This window comes from Rhodopila sp. (genome assembly GCF_965276935.1).
GTDB lineage: Bacteria > Pseudomonadota > Alphaproteobacteria > Acetobacterales > Acetobacteraceae > Rhodopila.
The window spans coordinates 38,795-56,373 of the sequence record NZ_CBDIBS010000004.1 but is presented as its reverse complement, the minus strand read 5'-3'; the positions used below and the strand labels follow the sequence as shown (position 1 = coordinate 56,373).

General features: G+C 62.2%; 15 protein-coding genes. 4 read left to right on the top strand and 11 right to left on the bottom strand.

What is annotated here, in order from left to right; genetic code table 11:
• Positions 1–413: 413 nt before the first annotated feature.
• Positions 414–887 carry a hypothetical protein gene (locus tag ACQY4S_RS16625; RefSeq protein ID WP_428486349.1) on the top strand — a complete coding sequence of 158 codons (474 nt, stop codon included), beginning with the start codon at positions 414–416 and terminating at the stop codon, positions 885–887.
• Positions 888–922: 35 nt separating this feature from the next.
• Here ACQY4S_RS16625 and ACQY4S_RS16620 read toward each other — a convergent pair whose 3' ends face one another.
• From ACQY4S_RS16620 to ACQY4S_RS16610, 3 genes are all read right to left on the bottom strand, one after another.
• Positions 923–1,405: a hypothetical protein gene (locus tag ACQY4S_RS16620; protein ID WP_428486348.1), complete on the bottom strand. Its 483-nt coding sequence runs from the start codon at positions 1,403–1,405 to the stop codon at positions 923–925.
• Between the two features lie 843 nt (positions 1,406–2,248).
• Complete coding sequence (locus ACQY4S_RS16615) at positions 2,249–3,184, bottom strand: D-2-hydroxyacid dehydrogenase family protein (RefSeq protein ID WP_428486347.1); 936 nt, start codon at positions 3,182–3,184, stop codon at positions 2,249–2,251.
• Between the two features lie 108 nt (positions 3,185–3,292).
• Positions 3,293–4,294 carry an NAD(P)H-quinone oxidoreductase gene (locus tag ACQY4S_RS16610; RefSeq protein ID WP_428486346.1) on the bottom strand — a complete coding sequence of 334 codons (1,002 nt, stop codon included), beginning with the start codon at positions 4,292–4,294 and terminating at the stop codon, positions 3,293–3,295.
• Between the two features lie 182 nt (positions 4,295–4,476).
• Here ACQY4S_RS16610 and ACQY4S_RS16605 point away from each other — a divergent pair, with 182 nt between their 5' ends.
• Both ACQY4S_RS16605 and ACQY4S_RS16600 read left to right on the top strand, forming a co-directional pair.
• Positions 4,477–6,168: a methyl-accepting chemotaxis protein gene (locus ACQY4S_RS16605; protein WP_428486345.1), complete on the top strand. Its 1,692-nt coding sequence runs from the start codon at positions 4,477–4,479 to the stop codon at positions 6,166–6,168.
• A gap of 380 nt (positions 6,169–6,548) precedes the next feature.
• The gene (locus ACQY4S_RS16600) at positions 6,549–7,751 is read left to right on the top strand and encodes an SMP-30/gluconolactonase/LRE family protein (protein WP_428486344.1); all 1,203 of its coding nucleotides are present in this window, start codon (positions 6,549–6,551) and stop codon (positions 7,749–7,751) included.
• A 145-nt stretch (positions 7,752–7,896) separates the two neighbouring features.
• Here the strand turns inward: ACQY4S_RS16600 and ACQY4S_RS16595 are convergent, their stop codons facing one another.
• From ACQY4S_RS16595 to ACQY4S_RS16585, 3 genes are all read right to left on the bottom strand, one after another.
• A complete protein-coding gene (locus ACQY4S_RS16595; RefSeq protein ID WP_428486343.1) occupies positions 7,897–8,955 on the bottom strand; it encodes a saccharopine dehydrogenase family protein in 1,059 nt (352 codons plus the stop codon).
• A 569-nt stretch (positions 8,956–9,524) separates the two neighbouring features.
• Complete coding sequence (locus tag ACQY4S_RS16590; RefSeq protein WP_428483390.1) at positions 9,525–9,857, bottom strand: IS1 family transposase; 333 nt, start codon at positions 9,855–9,857, stop codon at positions 9,525–9,527.
• Entirely contained in the window at positions 9,791–10,246 is a 456-nt protein-coding gene (locus tag ACQY4S_RS16585; protein WP_428483389.1) for an IS1/IS1595 family N-terminal zinc-binding domain-containing protein, read from the bottom strand. The genes ACQY4S_RS16590 and ACQY4S_RS16585 overlap by 67 nt, the downstream gene beginning before the upstream one ends.
• Positions 10,247–10,474: 228 nt before the next feature.
• Between ACQY4S_RS16585 and ACQY4S_RS16580 the strand changes: the two genes are divergently transcribed.
• On the top strand, positions 10,475–10,918 hold the full coding sequence (locus tag ACQY4S_RS16580; protein WP_428486342.1) for a hypothetical protein: 444 nt from the start codon (positions 10,475–10,477) through the stop codon (positions 10,916–10,918).
• An 823-nt stretch (positions 10,919–11,741) separates the two neighbouring features.
• Here the strand turns inward: ACQY4S_RS16580 and ACQY4S_RS16575 are convergent.
• The 5 genes from ACQY4S_RS16575 to odhB all read right to left on the bottom strand — a co-directional run bounded on the left by ACQY4S_RS16575 (position 11,742) and on the right by odhB (position 17,555).
• Positions 11,742–12,911, bottom strand: coding sequence for an IS4 family transposase (locus ACQY4S_RS16575; protein WP_428484488.1), 1,170 nt, complete (start codon positions 12,909–12,911; stop codon positions 11,742–11,744).
• A 436-nt stretch (positions 12,912–13,347) separates the two neighbouring features.
• Positions 13,348–14,376: a 4-hydroxythreonine-4-phosphate dehydrogenase PdxA gene (pdxA, locus tag ACQY4S_RS16570; RefSeq protein ID WP_428486341.1), complete on the bottom strand. Its 1,029-nt coding sequence runs from the start codon at positions 14,374–14,376 to the stop codon at positions 13,348–13,350.
• 3 nt (positions 14,377–14,379) lie between these two features.
• Positions 14,380–15,771, bottom strand: a complete 1,392-nt coding sequence (gene lpdA, locus ACQY4S_RS16565) for a dihydrolipoyl dehydrogenase (protein ID WP_428486340.1) — start codon at positions 15,769–15,771, stop codon at positions 14,380–14,382.
• Positions 15,772–15,832: 61 nt separating this feature from the next.
• Complete coding sequence (locus ACQY4S_RS16560) at positions 15,833–16,048, bottom strand: hypothetical protein (protein ID WP_428486339.1); 216 nt, start codon at positions 16,046–16,048, stop codon at positions 15,833–15,835.
• A gap of 151 nt (positions 16,049–16,199) precedes the next feature.
• Entirely contained in the window at positions 16,200–17,555 is a 1,356-nt protein-coding gene (odhB, locus tag ACQY4S_RS16555) for a 2-oxoglutarate dehydrogenase complex dihydrolipoyllysine-residue succinyltransferase (RefSeq protein ID WP_428486338.1), read from the bottom strand.
• Between the last annotated feature and the right edge of the window lie 24 nt (positions 17,556–17,579).

Sequence of the window (17,579 nt, the reverse complement as noted above, 5' to 3'; positions counted from 1 at the left end):
CTGTATAGTAAAACAACAGGGCTGGATGACGTCAGGCGGCCAGTCTCGTGCATTCACTCCTGTGCCTTTAGCGGCATAGGCTAATATGGACAACAACCTTGTCATGGAGGCCGAAGCCGAATTTGCCGCCCAGATGGGTCAGCAAGTGGAAACGCCAAAATCCTGACTCCGACAATGCCTCGCAGCATCAACGCAGGGGCCAATAATTTGGCCGCCTGATGGCTTGTTCGAGGGTGTCTTACCCTACCGGAAACAGTCAGAACGCACCCACGGGCGAAATTTGGGCCCGAGCTTGCGGAGCCTGCTTAGATGGCTTCAATCCACGCAGGCGAACGCGCGGTAGCGCTCATTGTAGAAATTCTTGAATTAAATATGGTCACCAGCTCCTACTCCTCTGTAAAGGACAAGCTTCGATGTTGGCCAGGGTTTTACTCCTCGCGGTCATGACGCTCATGTTTTCAGTTGCAGCGATCGCAGCGTCAACAAACGGGGATAAATATTGCATCGACAACAATTCCACGACCTTCTTGGCACGGCATTTAGGAAATGAGTTGGAATTCAGTCTTAGTTCGTGGTCCGGACGTGGCCACTACTTCGGAATAAGCGGTGTTGCCACCCCCGAAGTTGGAGGGGAATGGGTCTTCCACGATCACATGGATTCGCCGAAGCTCGACGCGAGGTGCGAGGCCCATATCCGCGCTCAACCAGCAGGCGGATATACATTCTGGCTGACACAAGCCGGTCCGTGCAGTGAAAGCCAGGGCTTTTCCTTCCAATCGAATGCTAAGGTCGTATTTCCGGCGTGGGCCAGGCGCGGAGGCATTGCAGCAAACAAGACGATGGAACAGGCGGCTTCACCGGAGGCCGGCGGCGAGTGGTGCCGATAAGCCGAGTTTATAGCGAACTTCCGACCTTCTCCGCTTTACCGGATAAAGTGAGAAAAAGCGTACAGAGCAACGCCGACAAAGGCGAGAACAGCAGCTACCTTTAATAACGCCAAGGTTAACTTCCGGACCACGTAACTGTTTGCAACCATATATGCTAGAATGGCGACGATAGCCCCGGTGAGGAGCGCTCCTCCGACAGGGTACGTGGGTTGCACCGCGAGAAAGGTCTTCCAGCCTGCGAAACCGGCGACAGCTAATGCGACAAGCCGCCACGCATCGTTACGATCTGCTCCCTCCATTCCAGCGCCAGTGCCAACGCTTGGCTGAACCCAGGAAGACCGGTTCGGTGCGCGCTGAATAGATTCATTTAGCGCTTGGACCTTGGCTTGAACGCGATAGTTCTCCATTGTGGCATTATGGTTGCGCTGCCGAATCGCCGCCATGTTGGCGGCATCTTGCGCTTGCTTGGCGCGCAGGGCATTGCCGAGGTCGCGGAGTTCTTGGTTTCGTTTATCCACTACAGCCTCCCCCTACTCGCAACGGGAGGCGAAGCATAACCGGAGTTTTTCGTACGACACAACAGTGGAAGAGCCTGAACCTCATTGCCGGGCTATCCCGAGCTGTCACCGGCGGCTCATGATCCGGCATAGTACTCATTCCTCGTGCTGTGCTGGACGATGTATTCGCGGGGGGCGCTGTTGATGCGGGTCTGATAACCATCGCCCTTCGCAGATCGATCCTTGAATCAAGCAATCAGGTCAGCAAGGCTAGATAACTGATTTCGTACGGTTTTGAACGGTCGGCCCCAGCTGTAGATTTTGCCGGGGATACTTTGCCGCCTATCTTTAATCTACGCTTTTGCGCCTCTCGCCACATCACTTTCGATCAACTGCGCCATCATATCGATCTGCGTACCCCGAGGGGCTAGCGCCTTGATCCAGAACATCGGAATGAACTACAGTGACGCTAACGAGTTTTGGCGCCATCCGAATAAGTCAGCTGTGACGTCCGTGGGTGAGGCGGCAAAGCCGTGGATTGGGGTTCGAAGCTGGATAGTTTTGGAGAACGGCCACTCAATACCGGCTAGCCGCCATCGGGCGGCTTTTCCATCATCGCCTATTACCGAAAATCAAGACGTCGGGCGGTTCCGTTGCCCCCATGATTTCGGCATGTGGCAGATTGCAAAAGATACAACTGAAAAGTCAGCCATCAATACACCTGAGCCCCGCCAGGCTTGAGGCCGAAGGCACCTGTTTGCCGCTGCAACTTCTTTAGACGGCTCGGCGCGCGTGGCCTCCAAGACATGTCTCGCAAAGCGTCCACTCGTCCTATGCTGTCGGACACACGTCAGACGTTCAAAGCTAAGGATCACCCCGGTCAAGCCAATCCACGATGTTGCGGACCGTGTCGCCGTAGAACGTCCGGTAAAGCCCTTCGCTGACGTAGCCAAGGTGCGGCGTCGCCAGCACATTATCCATGGTGCGGAACGGGTGGTCGGCCGGAAGCGGCTCCTCATCGAACACATCGACCGCCAGTCCCGCAATCCGCCGTTGGACAAGAGCGTCCAGCAGGGCAGCCTCGTCCACAATGGCGCCACGGGACGTGTTGATCAGCCAGGCGTTACGCCTCATCAGGCCGATCGCACCGGCGTCGACCAGGCCACGCGTGCGGCGGCTCAACAGCATGTGGATGCTGACGACATCCGCATCAGCGAACAACTGCTCTTTCGGGACTGCAACGGCGCCGACCGCTGCGGCCTTCTCCGGCGTCAGGTTCTTGCTCCGTCCAATCACGCGCATGCCGAAGGCGCCGCCGATCCGCGCCACCGCGCCGCCGATGTTGCCGAGGCCGAGCAAGCCGAGTGTGCGGCCGTGCAGGTCGCCGCCGACCATCCGCTGCCAGCCGCCGGACCGCACGGAAGAGACCTCGCGCACCAGATGACGCTGACTGGCGAGGATCAGCGCCCAGGTCATCTCGATCGTCGGCGTCGACGAATAGCCCGTGTGCATGATCGCGATGCCACGTTCCTCGGCCGCCGCGACGTCGAGGGCCGCGTTGACCGGACCGGTCGAGGCGATGAGCTTCAAATTTGGCAACTGCTCGATCAGGTGTCTGCGTAGCGGCGTTCGCTCGCGCATGACGCAGAGAATGTCGAACGGCGCCAGGCGTTCCGCCAGGACCGCCTCGTCGGTGACATGGTCGGTGAAAACGGCGATCTCGGCTCGTTCCTTGAGTGGAGACCAGTCCGCCATCGTCAGCGCGACGGACTGGTAGTCGTCGAGGATGGCGATGCGCATGGATCGATCCTACCTGGAGGGTGGTTCGTCGGGCAACGGAGCAGCCTTTATGTCCTCGGTCTAGTCAGGAGCTTACGCGGACGTCCGCCTACTCGCCATGCTAAGTCCCTATCCCACTGTCAGCATGATCTTGCCGATGTGCTGGCTCGACTCCATCAGCCGGTGCGCCTCGGCCGCCTGCGCCATCGGGAAGCTGGCATGGATCACCGGCGGACAGCGCCCAGCATCCAGCACCGGCCAGACCTTCGCCCGCAGATCGGCGGCGATGGCACCCTTCTGCGCGGTGGTGCGCGGCCGCATGGTCGAGCCGGTGATCGCCAGCCGCCGGACCATCACCTGCACGAAGTCGAAATCCTCCACCTTCGATCCCATCAGGAAGGCGATCAGCACCAGCCGCCCATCCATGCCCAGGCAGCGGATGTTGCGCGCCAGGTAAGGTGCGCCAACCATGTCCAGGATCACGTTCACGCCGCGTCCCTCGGTCAGCGCCTTCACCTCGGCGGCGAAGTCCTGCGTGCGGTAGTTGATCGCCGCGTCCGCCCGCAGTTTCAGGCAGGCGGCGCACTTGTCGTCCGACCCGGCGGTAACCAGGATGCGGGCGCCGAATTCGTGCGCGAGCTGGATGGCGGTGACGCCGATGCCGCTGCTGCCGCCGTGCACCAGCGCCGTCTCCCCGGCGGTCAGGCGACCCAACTGGAACAGGTTAGCCCAGACGGTGAACGCGGTCTCCGGCAAGGCGGCCGCCCGCAACCCGTCGTAGCCCTTCGGCCAGGGCAGGCATTGCGGCGCCGGCGCGGTGCAGTATTGGGCATAGCCACCGCCATTGGTCAGCGCGCAGACGCGATCACCAACGGACCATGCGGTGACCGCACTGCCCGCCGCGACGACCTCGCCGGCGACTTCCAGGCCCAGGATCGGACTGGCGCCCGGCGGCGGCGGGTACGACCCCTGACGCTGCGCCACGTCGGGCCGGTTCACCCCGGCGGCGTGCACGCGGATCAGCACCTCGTCCGGCTTGGGCTCCGGCACCGGGCCGTTTGCCAGGCGCAGCACGTCCGGCGCGCCGGCGCCCTCGGCTTGGACATAGGTCATGGTCGGCGGGATCGGCATCGGCTTGTCCTCTGGTTTGGCGGGCGTCGACGCTTAGGCGCTGCACGCCGGTGCGAAAAGGCCTGTATCGACAAACCGCCCGACGGTTTTAACACTTTCTCAAGCATTTCCTGGCTGATTGGGCGTGCTGTCAACCGCCGCCCACCCTCTCACCCGCTTGCCATCCTGAAGGACCCCGGCCCATGCGCAAACTGGACCAAAACCTGTCCATCCGGATCAAGGTCGCGATCGCCTTCGCCGTCATCTGCGTGACCACCGTCGCGCTGGGCGTGTTCACCATCCATCGCATGGCCACCTTGAACGACACCATTGGCGCCATCCGGCACAACTGGTTGCCCAGCGTCCGCGTGCTGGGCCGGGTCGCGGCGCAAACCGAACGCTACAACGGCAATATGGCACTGGTGGTGTTCAGCAGCGACGAGCAATCGCACGCGGCAGCGGAGGTCTTGCTGACGACCGCCCGCACCGAGGCACAAAAAGCCATCGCCGCCTACGAGCCCCTGGTCATCCCAGGGCCGGAGCAAGTGCTGACCAGGGTCTTCAAGCAGAAGTGGAATGACGCGCTGGCGACCAGTGAGACCATTCTGGCCGCCGTCCGAGCCAACAACCGGACCAGTGCGGCGGCCCTGCTGCTCGGCCCATACCAGAAGCAGATGATGGATTTCCGCGACGCGCTGAACACCAACATCTACTTCAACAACCAGACTGCCGATGCCGCGGCCGACACTAGTGCCGCGATGTACGCGACCGCTCGGCTTTGGATCATCGGCACGCTGGGTGTTTCCATCCTTATCTGCATCGCCGCCTGGCTGGGCATGGTCGCCGGCGTGGCACGACCGATCGCGGCGATCACCGGCGTTATGCGGCGATTGGCCGAGAACGACACCGCGGTGGAGATCTTCGGCACCGGCCGCAAGGACGAGATCGGCGCGATGGCGGATACCATCCAGGTTTTCAAGCACAACATGATCAGCGCGGCGGCGCTGGCCTCGATGCAGGCGGCGCAGCAGGCGAGCGAGGAGGCGCGGACGCTCCGGCTGGCGGACCTGGCCCAGGCGTTTGAGACGAAGGTCGCCGCGATGGCCGCGATGCTGGCGACCGCGGCGGTCAAGCTGCAGGCCACCGCGCAGTCGATGTCCGGGTCCGCGATGCAGACCAACCAGCAGGCTTCCAGCGTCGCGGCCGCGGCGGACGAAGCCAGCGCCGGCGTGCAGACCGTGGCGACCGCCGCCGAGGAACTGACCGCCTCGATCGGCGAGATCACGCGGCAGGTGGCGCAGTCGGCGAGAATGACCGAGCAGGCGGTTGCCGAAGCACGGCAGACCGATACGATCGTGCGGGCGCTGGCGGATGGCGCTGGCAAGATCGGCCGGGTGGTCGAATTGATCAGTACCATCGCCGGCCAGACCAACCTGCTGGCGCTGAACGCGACAATCGAGGCGGCGCGGGCCGGCGACGCCGGCAAGGGCTTCGCCGTGGTGGCGAGCGAGGTCAAGAACCTCGCCAACCAGACCGCCAAGGCGACCGAGGAGATTGGCGCGCAGGTGGCGCAGTTGCAGGGCTCGACCAGGGAGGCCGTCGACGCGATCGGCGGCATCGCGCGCATCATCAGTGAGGTCGGATCGATCGCCACGGCCATTGCCGCGGCGGTGGAGGAGCAAGGTGCGGCAACCGCCGAGATCGCCAAGACGACGCAGCAGACCTCGGTCAGCACGCAGGATGTCTCCTCCAACATCGCCGGCGTCACCCGCGCGGCATCCAGCACCGGCGCCGCCGCGGACCTGGTGCTGGATGCCGCCGGCAATCTGTCGCGCCAGGCGGAGCAACTGACCGGCGAGGTGAACACATTCGCCGCCGGCATGCGGGCCGCCTGATGCCTCGAAGCGAATGACCGTGTCGCGGAAAATCAACTGAAGTGGCGTCAGGACCGCGAAGAGCCGGGAAAGGGAACCGCCTGTCGGCTTTTCAGTCGGTGAGCACATAGCGCGCCAGGATAAGCACGCCTGTGGAAGGATCAGGTCAGGTTCGGCTACCGGCTGACGATCAAAGCTGGAAACGGCTGCGGCACAGCGCCGTTGCGGCAACACTGTCCGCGGAAAAAGCCTTCACCAGACGCTTTCGGTCACGCCAAGACTCGACGCGCCGTCCAGCCAAGGCAACGATGGCATCGCGTGACCGGGCCGGCGTCGCTGGCGTGTCGCGACGGACCGACAAGACGACCGCCAGAAGGCGGCAAGTAATGGAGGAAATCAGCATGCCAATGCACGATCGCGGCCTGTCGCGTCGCGGGATCATCGCCGGCGCCGCCGGCGCAACACTGCTCGGGCACAGCGCGCGGGCGCAGAACCGCACGGACGCCGCGCAAGCCACGCCACCAAGCGTTATCACCACGCCGGCGCGGCAATGGGGCCGCGGCGCCGCCCCCGACATCTATCCTGATCCCGACATCATCGTCGTCGATCCCACCTTCAAGCAGCTTCTGCTGGGCATCACCGCGATCCGGCGGGTCTGGACCGGTTTCAAATGGGCGGAAGGGCCGGCCTGGTCCAGCGAGGGCCAATACCTCGTGTTCAGCGACGTTCAGGCCAACATTCAGTATCGTTACATCTGGGACGACCAGCGCGTAACGAAATTCCGTGATCCATCGTGGAACAGCAACGGCAACGCCTTCGACTTCCAGGGTCGCCAGCTTTCCACCGAGGATTTCAACCGGCGCGTCGTCCGGTGGGAGCACGACGGCACGATGACGGTGATCGCCGATCAGTTCGAGGGGAAGGCGCTGAACAGCCCCAACGATCTGGTGCCGCATCCGGACGGCAGCATCTGGTTCACCGATCCACCCTACGGCGACACGCTTTCGGAAGGCCATCCGGACGATGCGGGCGGCCCGACCAACACGGCCGGAACGCTTAATCCCCGGATCGGCGCGCCGAATGCCGGCGTGATCGGGGGACGCACGCGGGTGCTGCCGAACACGGTATATCGCTGGGATCCCGTCGGCCAGCTGGATGTGGTGATCACGGAAGACCAGTTGCCAGACCCGAACGGCATCTGTTTCTCGCCCGACTACAAGATCCTGTACGTGATCAGCACCGGCCGCGGTCCGGGCGATCAAGGACCCGGCGGCAAGAGCGTCGTCTTTGCCTTCGACGTGCAGGGCGGCAAGCTCGCCAACCTGCGCCAGTTCACCGACATGATGGTGGACGGGGTGAAATGCGGCCCCGACGGCATGCGGGCTGATGTCTTCGGCAACCTGTGGATCAGCTCCAACACCGTGCTCGGCTACGCCGGCGTCTTGGTATTCTCTCCAGAGGGGAAACTGCTTGGCCGCATCCGGCTGCCGGAGGTCTGCGCGAACCTGACGTTCGGGGGGCCGAAACGGAACATGCTGTTCATGTGCGCCAGCCAATCGTTGTATCTGCTTCAGTTGCAGACCCAAGGCGCCGCGCCGGGATAGATTTCGCATGGAGCGGCTTTGGCTCACCACCGTCCCGCCATCCATGAAGAGCATACTTTCATGGATGGTCGGTTAGACGTTTCAGGTCTTTCGCCAGAATTCAGGTCAACTAACTACGGCACTGGAAGCGCCGGCCGCGCGCGCTTCACGCATTCGGTTCCTCTCGCGTCACGCCGCCGAAACCAAGAATGTAATCGGCACCGTAGACGAGGCTTGGCGTCTGGAAACCGAGCTTGAACTCACCTGCCGTTACGCGCCGAGCGATGTCGAGAGCGGTCATGGCAGTGAGCGTATAGGGGTCCGGCAGTCTCAGGCGTAAGCGAGCAGTCTCACCTTTCGCGTTCCGCGCCACGCCGACCAGTGTGCTTCGTCCGGACTGTCGCGCCTCGTCACTCGGGCCTTCGGATTGGCGGTCGATAAGGGATTTAAGAAAGCTCTGCATGGGCGCGAGCCCCAAGGCTGATTTGACGAAACCGGGCAGGCGCACGATCACCTCAAGAGCCGGCACCACTTCAGCCTGAACCTCGATATCGGGTATTCCTGTCGAATAAAACGCAGTCGAAACGTCACCCCAGGCGATCCGCGCCGTTGGTCTCGGACCATGGCCAAAATCGCACGTCCCGCGGCGCGCGCGGTCGCATTTGACCAGACGGCCGCCGCGGCGAACGCGCGTACCAGCGGCGATTGCCTGAACGGCGGTCTTCGCGGTGCCGCGCGATATGTTGGCGCTGCTGGCGCCAATATAGATTTTCAGATCGACCGCATCGGGTAGCCGGCGCTTCAACTCAGCGGCGAGGCAATCGCTCGGCACCACGTCGAAGCCGACGCCGGGAAGCAACATGACGCCCGCCTGCTTCGCCTCCGCATCCCGCGCGGCCAGCGCCTCGAACACATCAATCTCACCCGTGATATCAAGGTAGTGAACGTGGCGCCGGATGCAGGCGTCCGCGACCGGCCGCGAGGTGGCGGAAAACGGACCGGCAATGCAGAGCACGACAGCCACGTCTTCCAGGCCAGCGTCGAGCCGCGCCGGGTCGGCAAGATCGAATGCACGCCAGGCCAAGCCCAGTGGGCCGGCGACGGCTTCAAGCTTGTCCGAGTTGCGGCCCGCCAGGATGGGCTTCAGTCCCCGCGCATGCGCCATGCGCGCGGCAAGCTTGCCGGTGTAGCCGGTCGCCCCATAGATCAGGATGTTTCCGCTCATTGTCGTTGGCCTCAGTCACGTCCGCACCGGCCAAGCCGGGCCCATGGGATGGCTATGGCCGTTGCCGAAGAGGACTCAAGCATGTGCATAAAGTTCGTAACAACTAATAACGTTGTATGGACATGAGGTCGAACCTAATGCTAAATGTCTACGAAAGTCGTTGGCGGATGTCGTGGGCTGTGCTCGCGGTGCCTAACCAATCGGTTGTGCGGCCTACGGCCAGTTATGAGATGCTCCTGTGGACGCTTTGCCCCCGTCCCACGCATGGTTGGCTAGCCGGGCGCCGATGTGTAGCCATGATGGACGAGCAAACCAAAGAACGAGCGGCTTACGCGGCGCGCGGGAATGGCATCGTCGTCTGGCACGCGCCCTCACAAAGAAGTGACTTATCTCTCAAAGCAAGAGAACCATCAATCAGTTGATAGGCTGGAGGCGGGCAATTTTTCTATTGCAGCGAGATCCGACGTGTCAAATTTGGCTGCCACTCGCTTATGTTAGGCAGAGCCTTTTTGAGATTTGGCACATGGATTTTCGTCTTTTCAGTCAACTTTCACGCCCCGCTGAGAGTTCTAACCAAAGATAGCCAAGAACGTCTTGGCATAAGTGGCATAGTTTTCCGGATCTTGCAGGTGGTGGAGCAGGCGCAGTGACAGATCGACCATGGTGGGACACTTGGACACGACCTTGGTCTTGCGTCGAAAGCGAGCGAGATAATGCCTGACGTTGCTGTTGTCCTGCTCAATGGGGAAGGTCAAGTCCTTGCCGGTGAACAGTTGATCCTCCGGGATCAGCCGGTGGTAACCCTCCCAATCATCGGTGACGAAGGTCTTGCCGCTCAGGCCGACCTTGTCGAGCAGGCGGCGGCAGGTTGCATCATCACGCCCACCCAGAACCCAGGCCACAACGCGGCGTGTATCAACGTCATAGGCGCGCCAGACCCACAGCTTGGCAGACTTTTTTTGATGAAGTGCCACATCTCGTCCGCCTCGACCGTGATCACCTGCGCCGCTACCTCAGGCTCCGGCAAGGCGGAGGCTTCGGCTCGCACCCACTTCAGCACCGCCACGTCGCTGACACCCAGCAGGCGTCCGATCATGCTAAAGCTCATGTTGCCCATGCCATACAGCAGCATAGCCAGCGCCTTCATCGCAGGCGGCTTGCCCCGCAACGGGGTATCGGTGAAGTTGCAGCCACAGCGATGACACCGGTAGCGCTGGTGGCCGCGCACCGTGCCGCTCTTGACGTAGTCCAATCCTCCGCACTGCTTGCAGTTCAAACCATCCGCAGACATTACAGCCTCCAGCCCAAAAACCGTCAGTCTAGCAACGCTGGCAGATATCTCAAGTTAGAACTCTCGCCCCGCTGTGGCTGGTCCTCGGCATCGTCGGCTGTCCACTCACAACCGGTATCCGCGCGTCGCACCCGCGCGTCGCCAGCCACCTGGGCCGGCCAAGCGGCAACCGTGAAGGAATTGGGTCCATTTGCGAACGCTTTAGGAAGGACACACGATATCGTAAACATGACTGATCCCCATCTGGCCTTCTTTAGCGGCCTCCTTTGGTATCTAGAAGCGCGAAACTGGGCGCTGGAGAAGATTAAGTCATGTCCGCATGGTTCGCATCTGTTCGATGTGCAGATGTATCATGCCCTGTATTTTACCAACCTTGTCAGTGCGTTTGATCATGTAAGCGATCATCTCAAGGACGACAAAGCGGCTCAGCAGGCCTTCATTTTCCGGATCGAGAGTGGTTTCGGTGATACTGGAAACTGGGAATATGTTCGCGAATTACGCAATGCGATTATCCATCGAGGACTTAATCCGACAAGTGCCGCTCATGGTGACGGAACCAGCGTATTCGCACTTTGCCCGGTGACGATACAGAATCGATGGCACAAGAAGAGCCATACTTGCACGTTCCGATACATGGTCGAGCTGGCGGGCCCACTGCAATCCTATCATTAATACCGCAATCACTGACGCGCTCGATTATCTCGGTCTACTCAACCCAGCACAGCATATGGTTGACAAAGAGGGCGTAAATACAGCCGTTAATAACTCGGGGGCAATGCCCGATTGGGCAAAGTCAATGGCTAAAAAAGCTTTTGGAGGAATGAACTATCCAGCGATGGCCGCAGATTTGGCAGCGACACGGATCAAGCAGATGCGCACCCTACTTAGTCAGTAGTAGATATCTGCGTAAGCTGATGCGAGCACGGGTTTGCCCTGTAACGTCGTTCTAATGGCTTGATAGGTGTCGAACAGATCGGCGCCCCAACTGGAGCGAAGCCACCGGTCACCTTACGGTAGCTAGCGGAGGGGCGGTATTTCACGTTCGTTGCTGTTGTTGTCGGGCAGACCTTGGCGTGATTGTGGAACCCTTCGGTCTTAAAGCGGAGGATCATCCCGCCAGCATTCTTGTCGCGAACCGGCGCGGCATTGAATAGCAAAACGGGCTTGAATTACTTGCTCTCGTGAAGCTGCAATAGGCTGGAACGTCAGCCATGTTTGGGAAGTCGCCGCAGTGGATAACGAAAGCCTGAAACTTGTTGTGCCAATTCTGGCGGGTCTGCTCGCGTGTTCCGGCGGGTTGCTGACTTTCATCAACGGCCGCCTGAACGAACAGAAGACACCGGAAGGCCGAAAGGCCGTGGTAGATGTAACCCTTTTGGGGTTGAACGGCCTATTTAGTTTGGGCGGTATGGAAGCGTGTTTTCTACGATTGGACTTTGCGGCCATAGCCATGTTCTCGGTGTCATTTTTTATCTCAACTATCACTACTGTCCGGTCAATTGCTAAACAATTTCAATTGGTTATTTTCTGTAGCGGTAGTGGAACTGTAGGCTTCCGATAAAAACGCTGTTTTAATTGGCATCTTTTCGAATATTGCCACCGAAAAGACCTGCATCAATGTGTAGAGTGACGCCTGGATCCCCAGCCGCTTGCGAATGATCGCGGCCAGCACGTAGACCGACACGGCGATCCAGATCTGCGTTTTGACCGCGTTCTTGGAGGTGCCGTAGAACCGCTTGATCCGCAGGTGCTGCTTGATCCATTTGAAGAAGAGTTCCACCTGCCAGCGGCTCTTGTAGAGATTGCAGATCGTGAGCGCCGGCAGCGCGGCTTGGTTGGTCAGGAATACCAGCGTCTCGCCGGTTGCCGGGTCCTTGAACCGGACGCGTCGCATGTGCGTCGGATAGTCTTGGCCGGACCGGACACCGTCCAGCGCAATCGTTTGATCGGCGACAATCCCCGCGGCTTTTTCCGCCGTTGCCGAGTACATCCGGCGCGCCTTGAGGTTGGACTTCGCTCGGGTCACAAAAAAGGCGCCGGCCTGGTGCAGCCGGTGCAACCGGGCGAAGTCAATGTAGCCCCGATCCATGACGTAGATTGCGCCCGGCTCCGGCACCAGCAGGTCGAGCGCGTGCACATCATGCAGCTTGCCGTCGGAAATATGGATGAAACTGGGGATGTTGCCGCGCAGATCGAGCAAGGTGTGCATCTTGACGGCCGATTTTGTCGCGCGGAAATGCGCCCAGGGGAACATCGACAGGCAAAGGTCGATCGTGGTCGAGTCCAGGGCGTAGACGGTGTTCTTTAGGTCCAGGCCCAGGTCTTCGCCCGCGTAGAGCTTTCGCGCCCGAACGATTAGCGTCTGCGCGAGGCCGGCGTAGATGCGCCAGTCCCGCGTCTCGTTGGCGTCGGCCAGGGTCGAGCGGCGGACCACCTCGCGGAAGCCCATGTGATAGAGCTTGCCGGGCTGCGCCGAAAGACAGGTCTCGATGTCGCGCAGGCTCTCGCGGTACGTCGGTTGCGCGAAAGCCATCGCACGGTACTGCTCCGCGCAGGTCAGGGTCTTGACGCCCTTGTCGCCTGCATAGCGCTGGACAAGCCGCGCAAACGTTGTCCAGGGGACGAAGTCCATCAGTTGGGCGAATAAGGTCTGGCCTGCATACACGGCGCTCTCCGGGCAAAAGCCCGGCAGCCTGTGCGCACGCGCCGTTCAAGTCGACACCACCCGTTTTGGCCTGGAAACCGGCGGAACTCCTGGCGTTCCGCATCAAACCTAGTCAATAAACCGGACAGCAGTGCTCAACTATAGCATTCTTGCGCTCTCCCGGCGCTGCCGGAAGAACTCAAATAGTTGCTTATGCGTTAAGTTGTTCAATGTTTTTTTCCGTAACAACAGTGATCTTATTCAGCCACTACTTACTTATGATGCAGGTAAATGTAGGCGCTATTGCCAATTCTGATAGGCAGACAATGGATGCACTACGCCTGCTGGTCGATAAGCTGAAGCAGTGAAATGGCAGAGTACGATGGATCTGTGCTGCGCCCTCAATTGATGTATTCCGTATATCTTTTAACTTATTCGTCACTCCATCACCAACCGATCAGCCAGCCGACCGCCGCTCCGCCAACCTCCCCGCCAGTTCAATCGCCGCAATCAAGCTGGCCGGATCGGCCACACCCTTGCCAGCAATGTCAAACGCCGTGCCATGGTCGGGCGAGGTGCGCACGATCGGCAGTCCCAGCGTGACATTGACCCCGTGATCCATGTCCAGCGTCTTCAGCGGGATCAGCGCCTGGTCATGATACATGCAGATCGCGACATCGTAGCGCGCACGGGCGCCGGGCGTGAACATGGTGTCCGGCGGCCAGGGGCCGGAGACATCAATCCCTTCCGACCGCAGCGTGTCGATCGCCGGCTGGATCAGGCTGGTTTCCTCGCCCCCCAGCGCGCCTTGTTCCCCAGCGTGCGGATTGAGGCCGGCGACCGCCAACCGAGGAGCGACGATGCCGAAATCCCGCCGCAGCGCTGCCTGCGTCGTGCGGGCGGCGGCAGTGATCATCCCGCTGGTCAGCATGGCGATGGAATCGCGCAATGAGGCATGCACCGTCACCGGCACGACCCGCAGCATCGGGCTGGCCAGCATCATGATCTGACGGCCGGTAGCACCGGTCAGCGCGGCGAGGAACTCGGTATGGCCAGGATAGGCGAAGCCGGACTGGTACAGCGCCGCCTTGTTGATCGGGTTGGTGACGACGCCGCCGGCATCGCCGTGCAGGCACAGTTCGGCGGCGCGTTCGATGGAGCCGACAACGGCCCGTGCATTGGCCGGGTCCGGCTGGCCAGGGACCGGCGATGCCGCCAGCGCCACCGGCAGCACGGGCAACGCCGAACCGAACACCTCGGTCGCGGCGGCGGCGTCCCGCATGACGTGGATCGGCACCGTCAGCCCCAGGCCCAAAGCCAGATCCGCCAGCCGGCCGGGATCATCCAGCGCGATGAACGCCGGTCCGCGGCCGCGCAGCGCCAGCCATGCCCGCAGCGTCAACTCGCCGCCGATGCCGGCCGGGTCGCCCATTGTCAAAGCCAGGGGTTTCGTCAACGCCAGGGGTCTCGTCGCCGCGGATTTCATTGGTCAGATATGCAGTGCGCGCCCTTCGGTTGCCAGGGCCGCTTCCTTCACCGCCTCGCTGAGCGTCGGATGTGCATGACTGATGCGCGCGACATCCTCGGCCGAGGCGCCAAATTCGATCGCGGTGGCCAGTTCGGCGATCAGCGTGCCGGCGTCGGGGCCGATAATGTGAGCGCCCAGCACCATGTCGGTCGTCTTGTCCGCCAGGATCTTCACGAAGCCATCCGTATCGCCCATCGCCCGCGCCCTGCCGTTGGCGGTGAACGGGAACTTGCCGACCGAGTAGGCCACGCCGGCGGCCTTCAGCTCTTCCTCGGTCTGGCCGACCGAGGCGACTTCCGGCCAAGTGTAGACCACGTTGGGGATGGCGGCATAGTTCACATGGCCGGCCTGTCCGGCGAGGATTTCCGCCACCGCGACGCCTTCGTCCTCGCCCTTGTGAGCTAGCTGGGGGCCGGCGATCACGTCGCCGATGGCGTGGATGCCGGGCACGTTGGTGGCATACCGGCGATCGACCTTGACCCGCCCGCGGTCATCGATCTCGACGCCCAGTGCCTCCAGGCCCAGACCCTCGGTGTACGCTCGCCGGCCAATGGCGACCAGGACGATGTCGGCCTGAAGGGTTTCGGCCGCACCGCCCTTGGCCGGCTCGATTGTCAGGCTGACGCCGTCCGCGTCGGCGAAGGCGCCGCTGACCTTGCTGCCGAGCCGGAACTTCAATCCCTGCCTTTGCAGGATGCGCTGGAACATCGTGGCGACCTCGTTGTCGGTGCCCAGGACGATGCGGTCAAGGAACTCCACCACGGTGACCTGCGCCCCCAGGCGACACCAGACGCTGCCCAGCTCCAGCCCGATGACGCCGCCGCCGACCACCACCAGATGCCCAGGTACCTCGTCGAGTTCCAGCGCACCGGTGGAGGTGACGATCCGCTTCTCGTCCACCGTCACGCCGGGCAGCGGTACGCTTTCGCTGCCGGTGGCGATGACGATGGCTTTCGTGGTGTAGCTGGTGCCGTCGACATCCACCGCGCCGGGCGCGGTGATGCGGCCGGCGCCCTTCAGCCAGGTGACCTTGTTCTTGCGGAACAGGAATTCAACGCCCTTGGTGTTGGCGGTCACGACCTCGTTCTTGCGGGCGTGCATGCGGGCCAGGTCCAGCCGGACGTTATCGACCAGCACGCCGTGGTCCTTCAGCGCATGATTGGCTTTCTCGAACTCCTCCGACGATTGCAGCAGCGCCTTGGAGGGAATGCAGCCGATGTTCAGGCAGGTGCCCCCCAGGGTCGCGCGCTTTTCCACGCAGGCGACCTTGAGGCCAAGCTGGGCGGCGCGGATGGCGCAGACATAGCCGCCGGGGCCGGAGCCGATAACGATAACATCGAAGGAGTCGCTCATTCAGTCCTCGGTTTGCTGAAACCGCGGGTGGAAGCCACGGTAACTGGTTCGATCGGTTTGCTCACGGCTGCGCCTCCAGATCGCGAACCCGGTTCGCCAGGCGTCCGTGCTGCGAGTGCATCGCCCGCACCTCGGTCAACAGGGCAGGCGACGTCGCATCCTGGCGCAACACGATTGCCGTCAGGACTGACATATCCTCGCGCAGACTTCCTAGATCCGTCAGGATCTGCCTCTGCTGGCGCGCGAGACACGTCAGGTCAATCGGCACATCACTCATTGCTTCCGACCTCCGGGTAATTCAGTCAGTAGAAGCAAAGTGGCGACCTATTTCTGGACGCCAAGGCAAGAAGCAGGGACAGAACCGAACCCTGACCAAGCCAGCATTCCTCCGATGCCGGCAGCTCACTCCGCTTGGCACGACGGCGCTATCACACATCCAGCAGCAGCCGCCGCGGGTCCTCGATGCTTTCCTTGACGCGGACCAGGAAGGACACGGCTTCCTTGCCGTCGACGATGCGGTGATCATAGGACACCGCCAGGTACATCATCGGCCGGACCTCGATCTTGCCGGCGACCACCATCGGGCGTTCCTGGATCTTGTGCATGCCCAGGATGGCGGACTGCGGCGGGTTCAGGATCGGCGTGGACATCAACGAACCGTAGATGCCGCCGTTGGTGATGCTAAAGCTGCCGCCGGTCAGGTCGTCCAGCTTCAGCGCGCCATCGCGTGCCTGCCGGCCAAACGTGGCGACCGCGCTCTCGATGCCTGCAAGGGAAAGCTGGTCGGCGTCGCGGATGACCGGCACGACCAGGCCGGACGGGCCGCCGACGGCGATGCCCATGTGGACGAAGTTCTTGTAGATGATGTCGTCGCCGTCAATCTCGGCATTGACGGCGGGGAACTCCTTCAGCGCGACGCAGCAGGCGCGGACGAAGAAGCCCATGAAGCCGAGGCGGGTGCCGCCGTGCTTCTTCTCGAACATGTCGCGATATTCAGCGCGCAGGGCCATCACCGCGCTCATGTCCACCTCGTTGAAGGTGGTCAGCATGGCGGCGTTGTTCTGGGCTTCCTTCAGGCGCAGGGCGATGGTGCGGCGCAGGCGGGTCATCTTGACGCGCTGTTCGCGGGGCTCCTCGGTGCGCTGCCTGGCGGCCGGGGCAGGCGGTGTCGGGGCAGGTGGCGTCGGGGCCGGGCGGTTGAGGAAGGCCAGCACGTCGCCCTTGGTGATGCGGCCGTCCTTGCCGGCGCCGGCGCCAAGATCGGCGGTGGCGAGCTTGTTCTCCTCGATCAGCTTGGCGGCGGCCGGCAAGGGCGCATGAGTCGGCGCGGGGGCCGGGCGTGACACCGGGCCGAGCGGTCGTGGCGGCGGGTTCACGCCGGCGGGCGGGTTGGCGGCGGGACGTGGCTCCGCCGGTTTCGGAATGGTCTCCGACGGCTTTGGCGATGGATAGATCCCGACCGGGTCGGGGCGTGGCTCGGTCGGTTTCGGCGTGGCCTCCGATGGTTTCGGCGGAGCCGCTGACGGCTTTGATGCCGCCGCCGCGCCGGCGCCTTCAAGCAGACCCAGCAGCGCGCCGACCTCGACCTCGGTGCCTTCCGGCACGGCGATGGACGCCAGAACCCCGCCGGCGGGGGCATTGACCTCGACCGTGACCTTGTCGGTCTCCAGTTCGACCAGCGGTTCATCCGCCGCCACGGCCTCACCTTGCTGCCTGATCCAGCGCGCGACGGTCGCGGTCGTGACGCTTTCGCCCAAGGTGGGCACGATGATTTCAGTCGACACGGCGGTATGTCTCCAAGCGGTGGA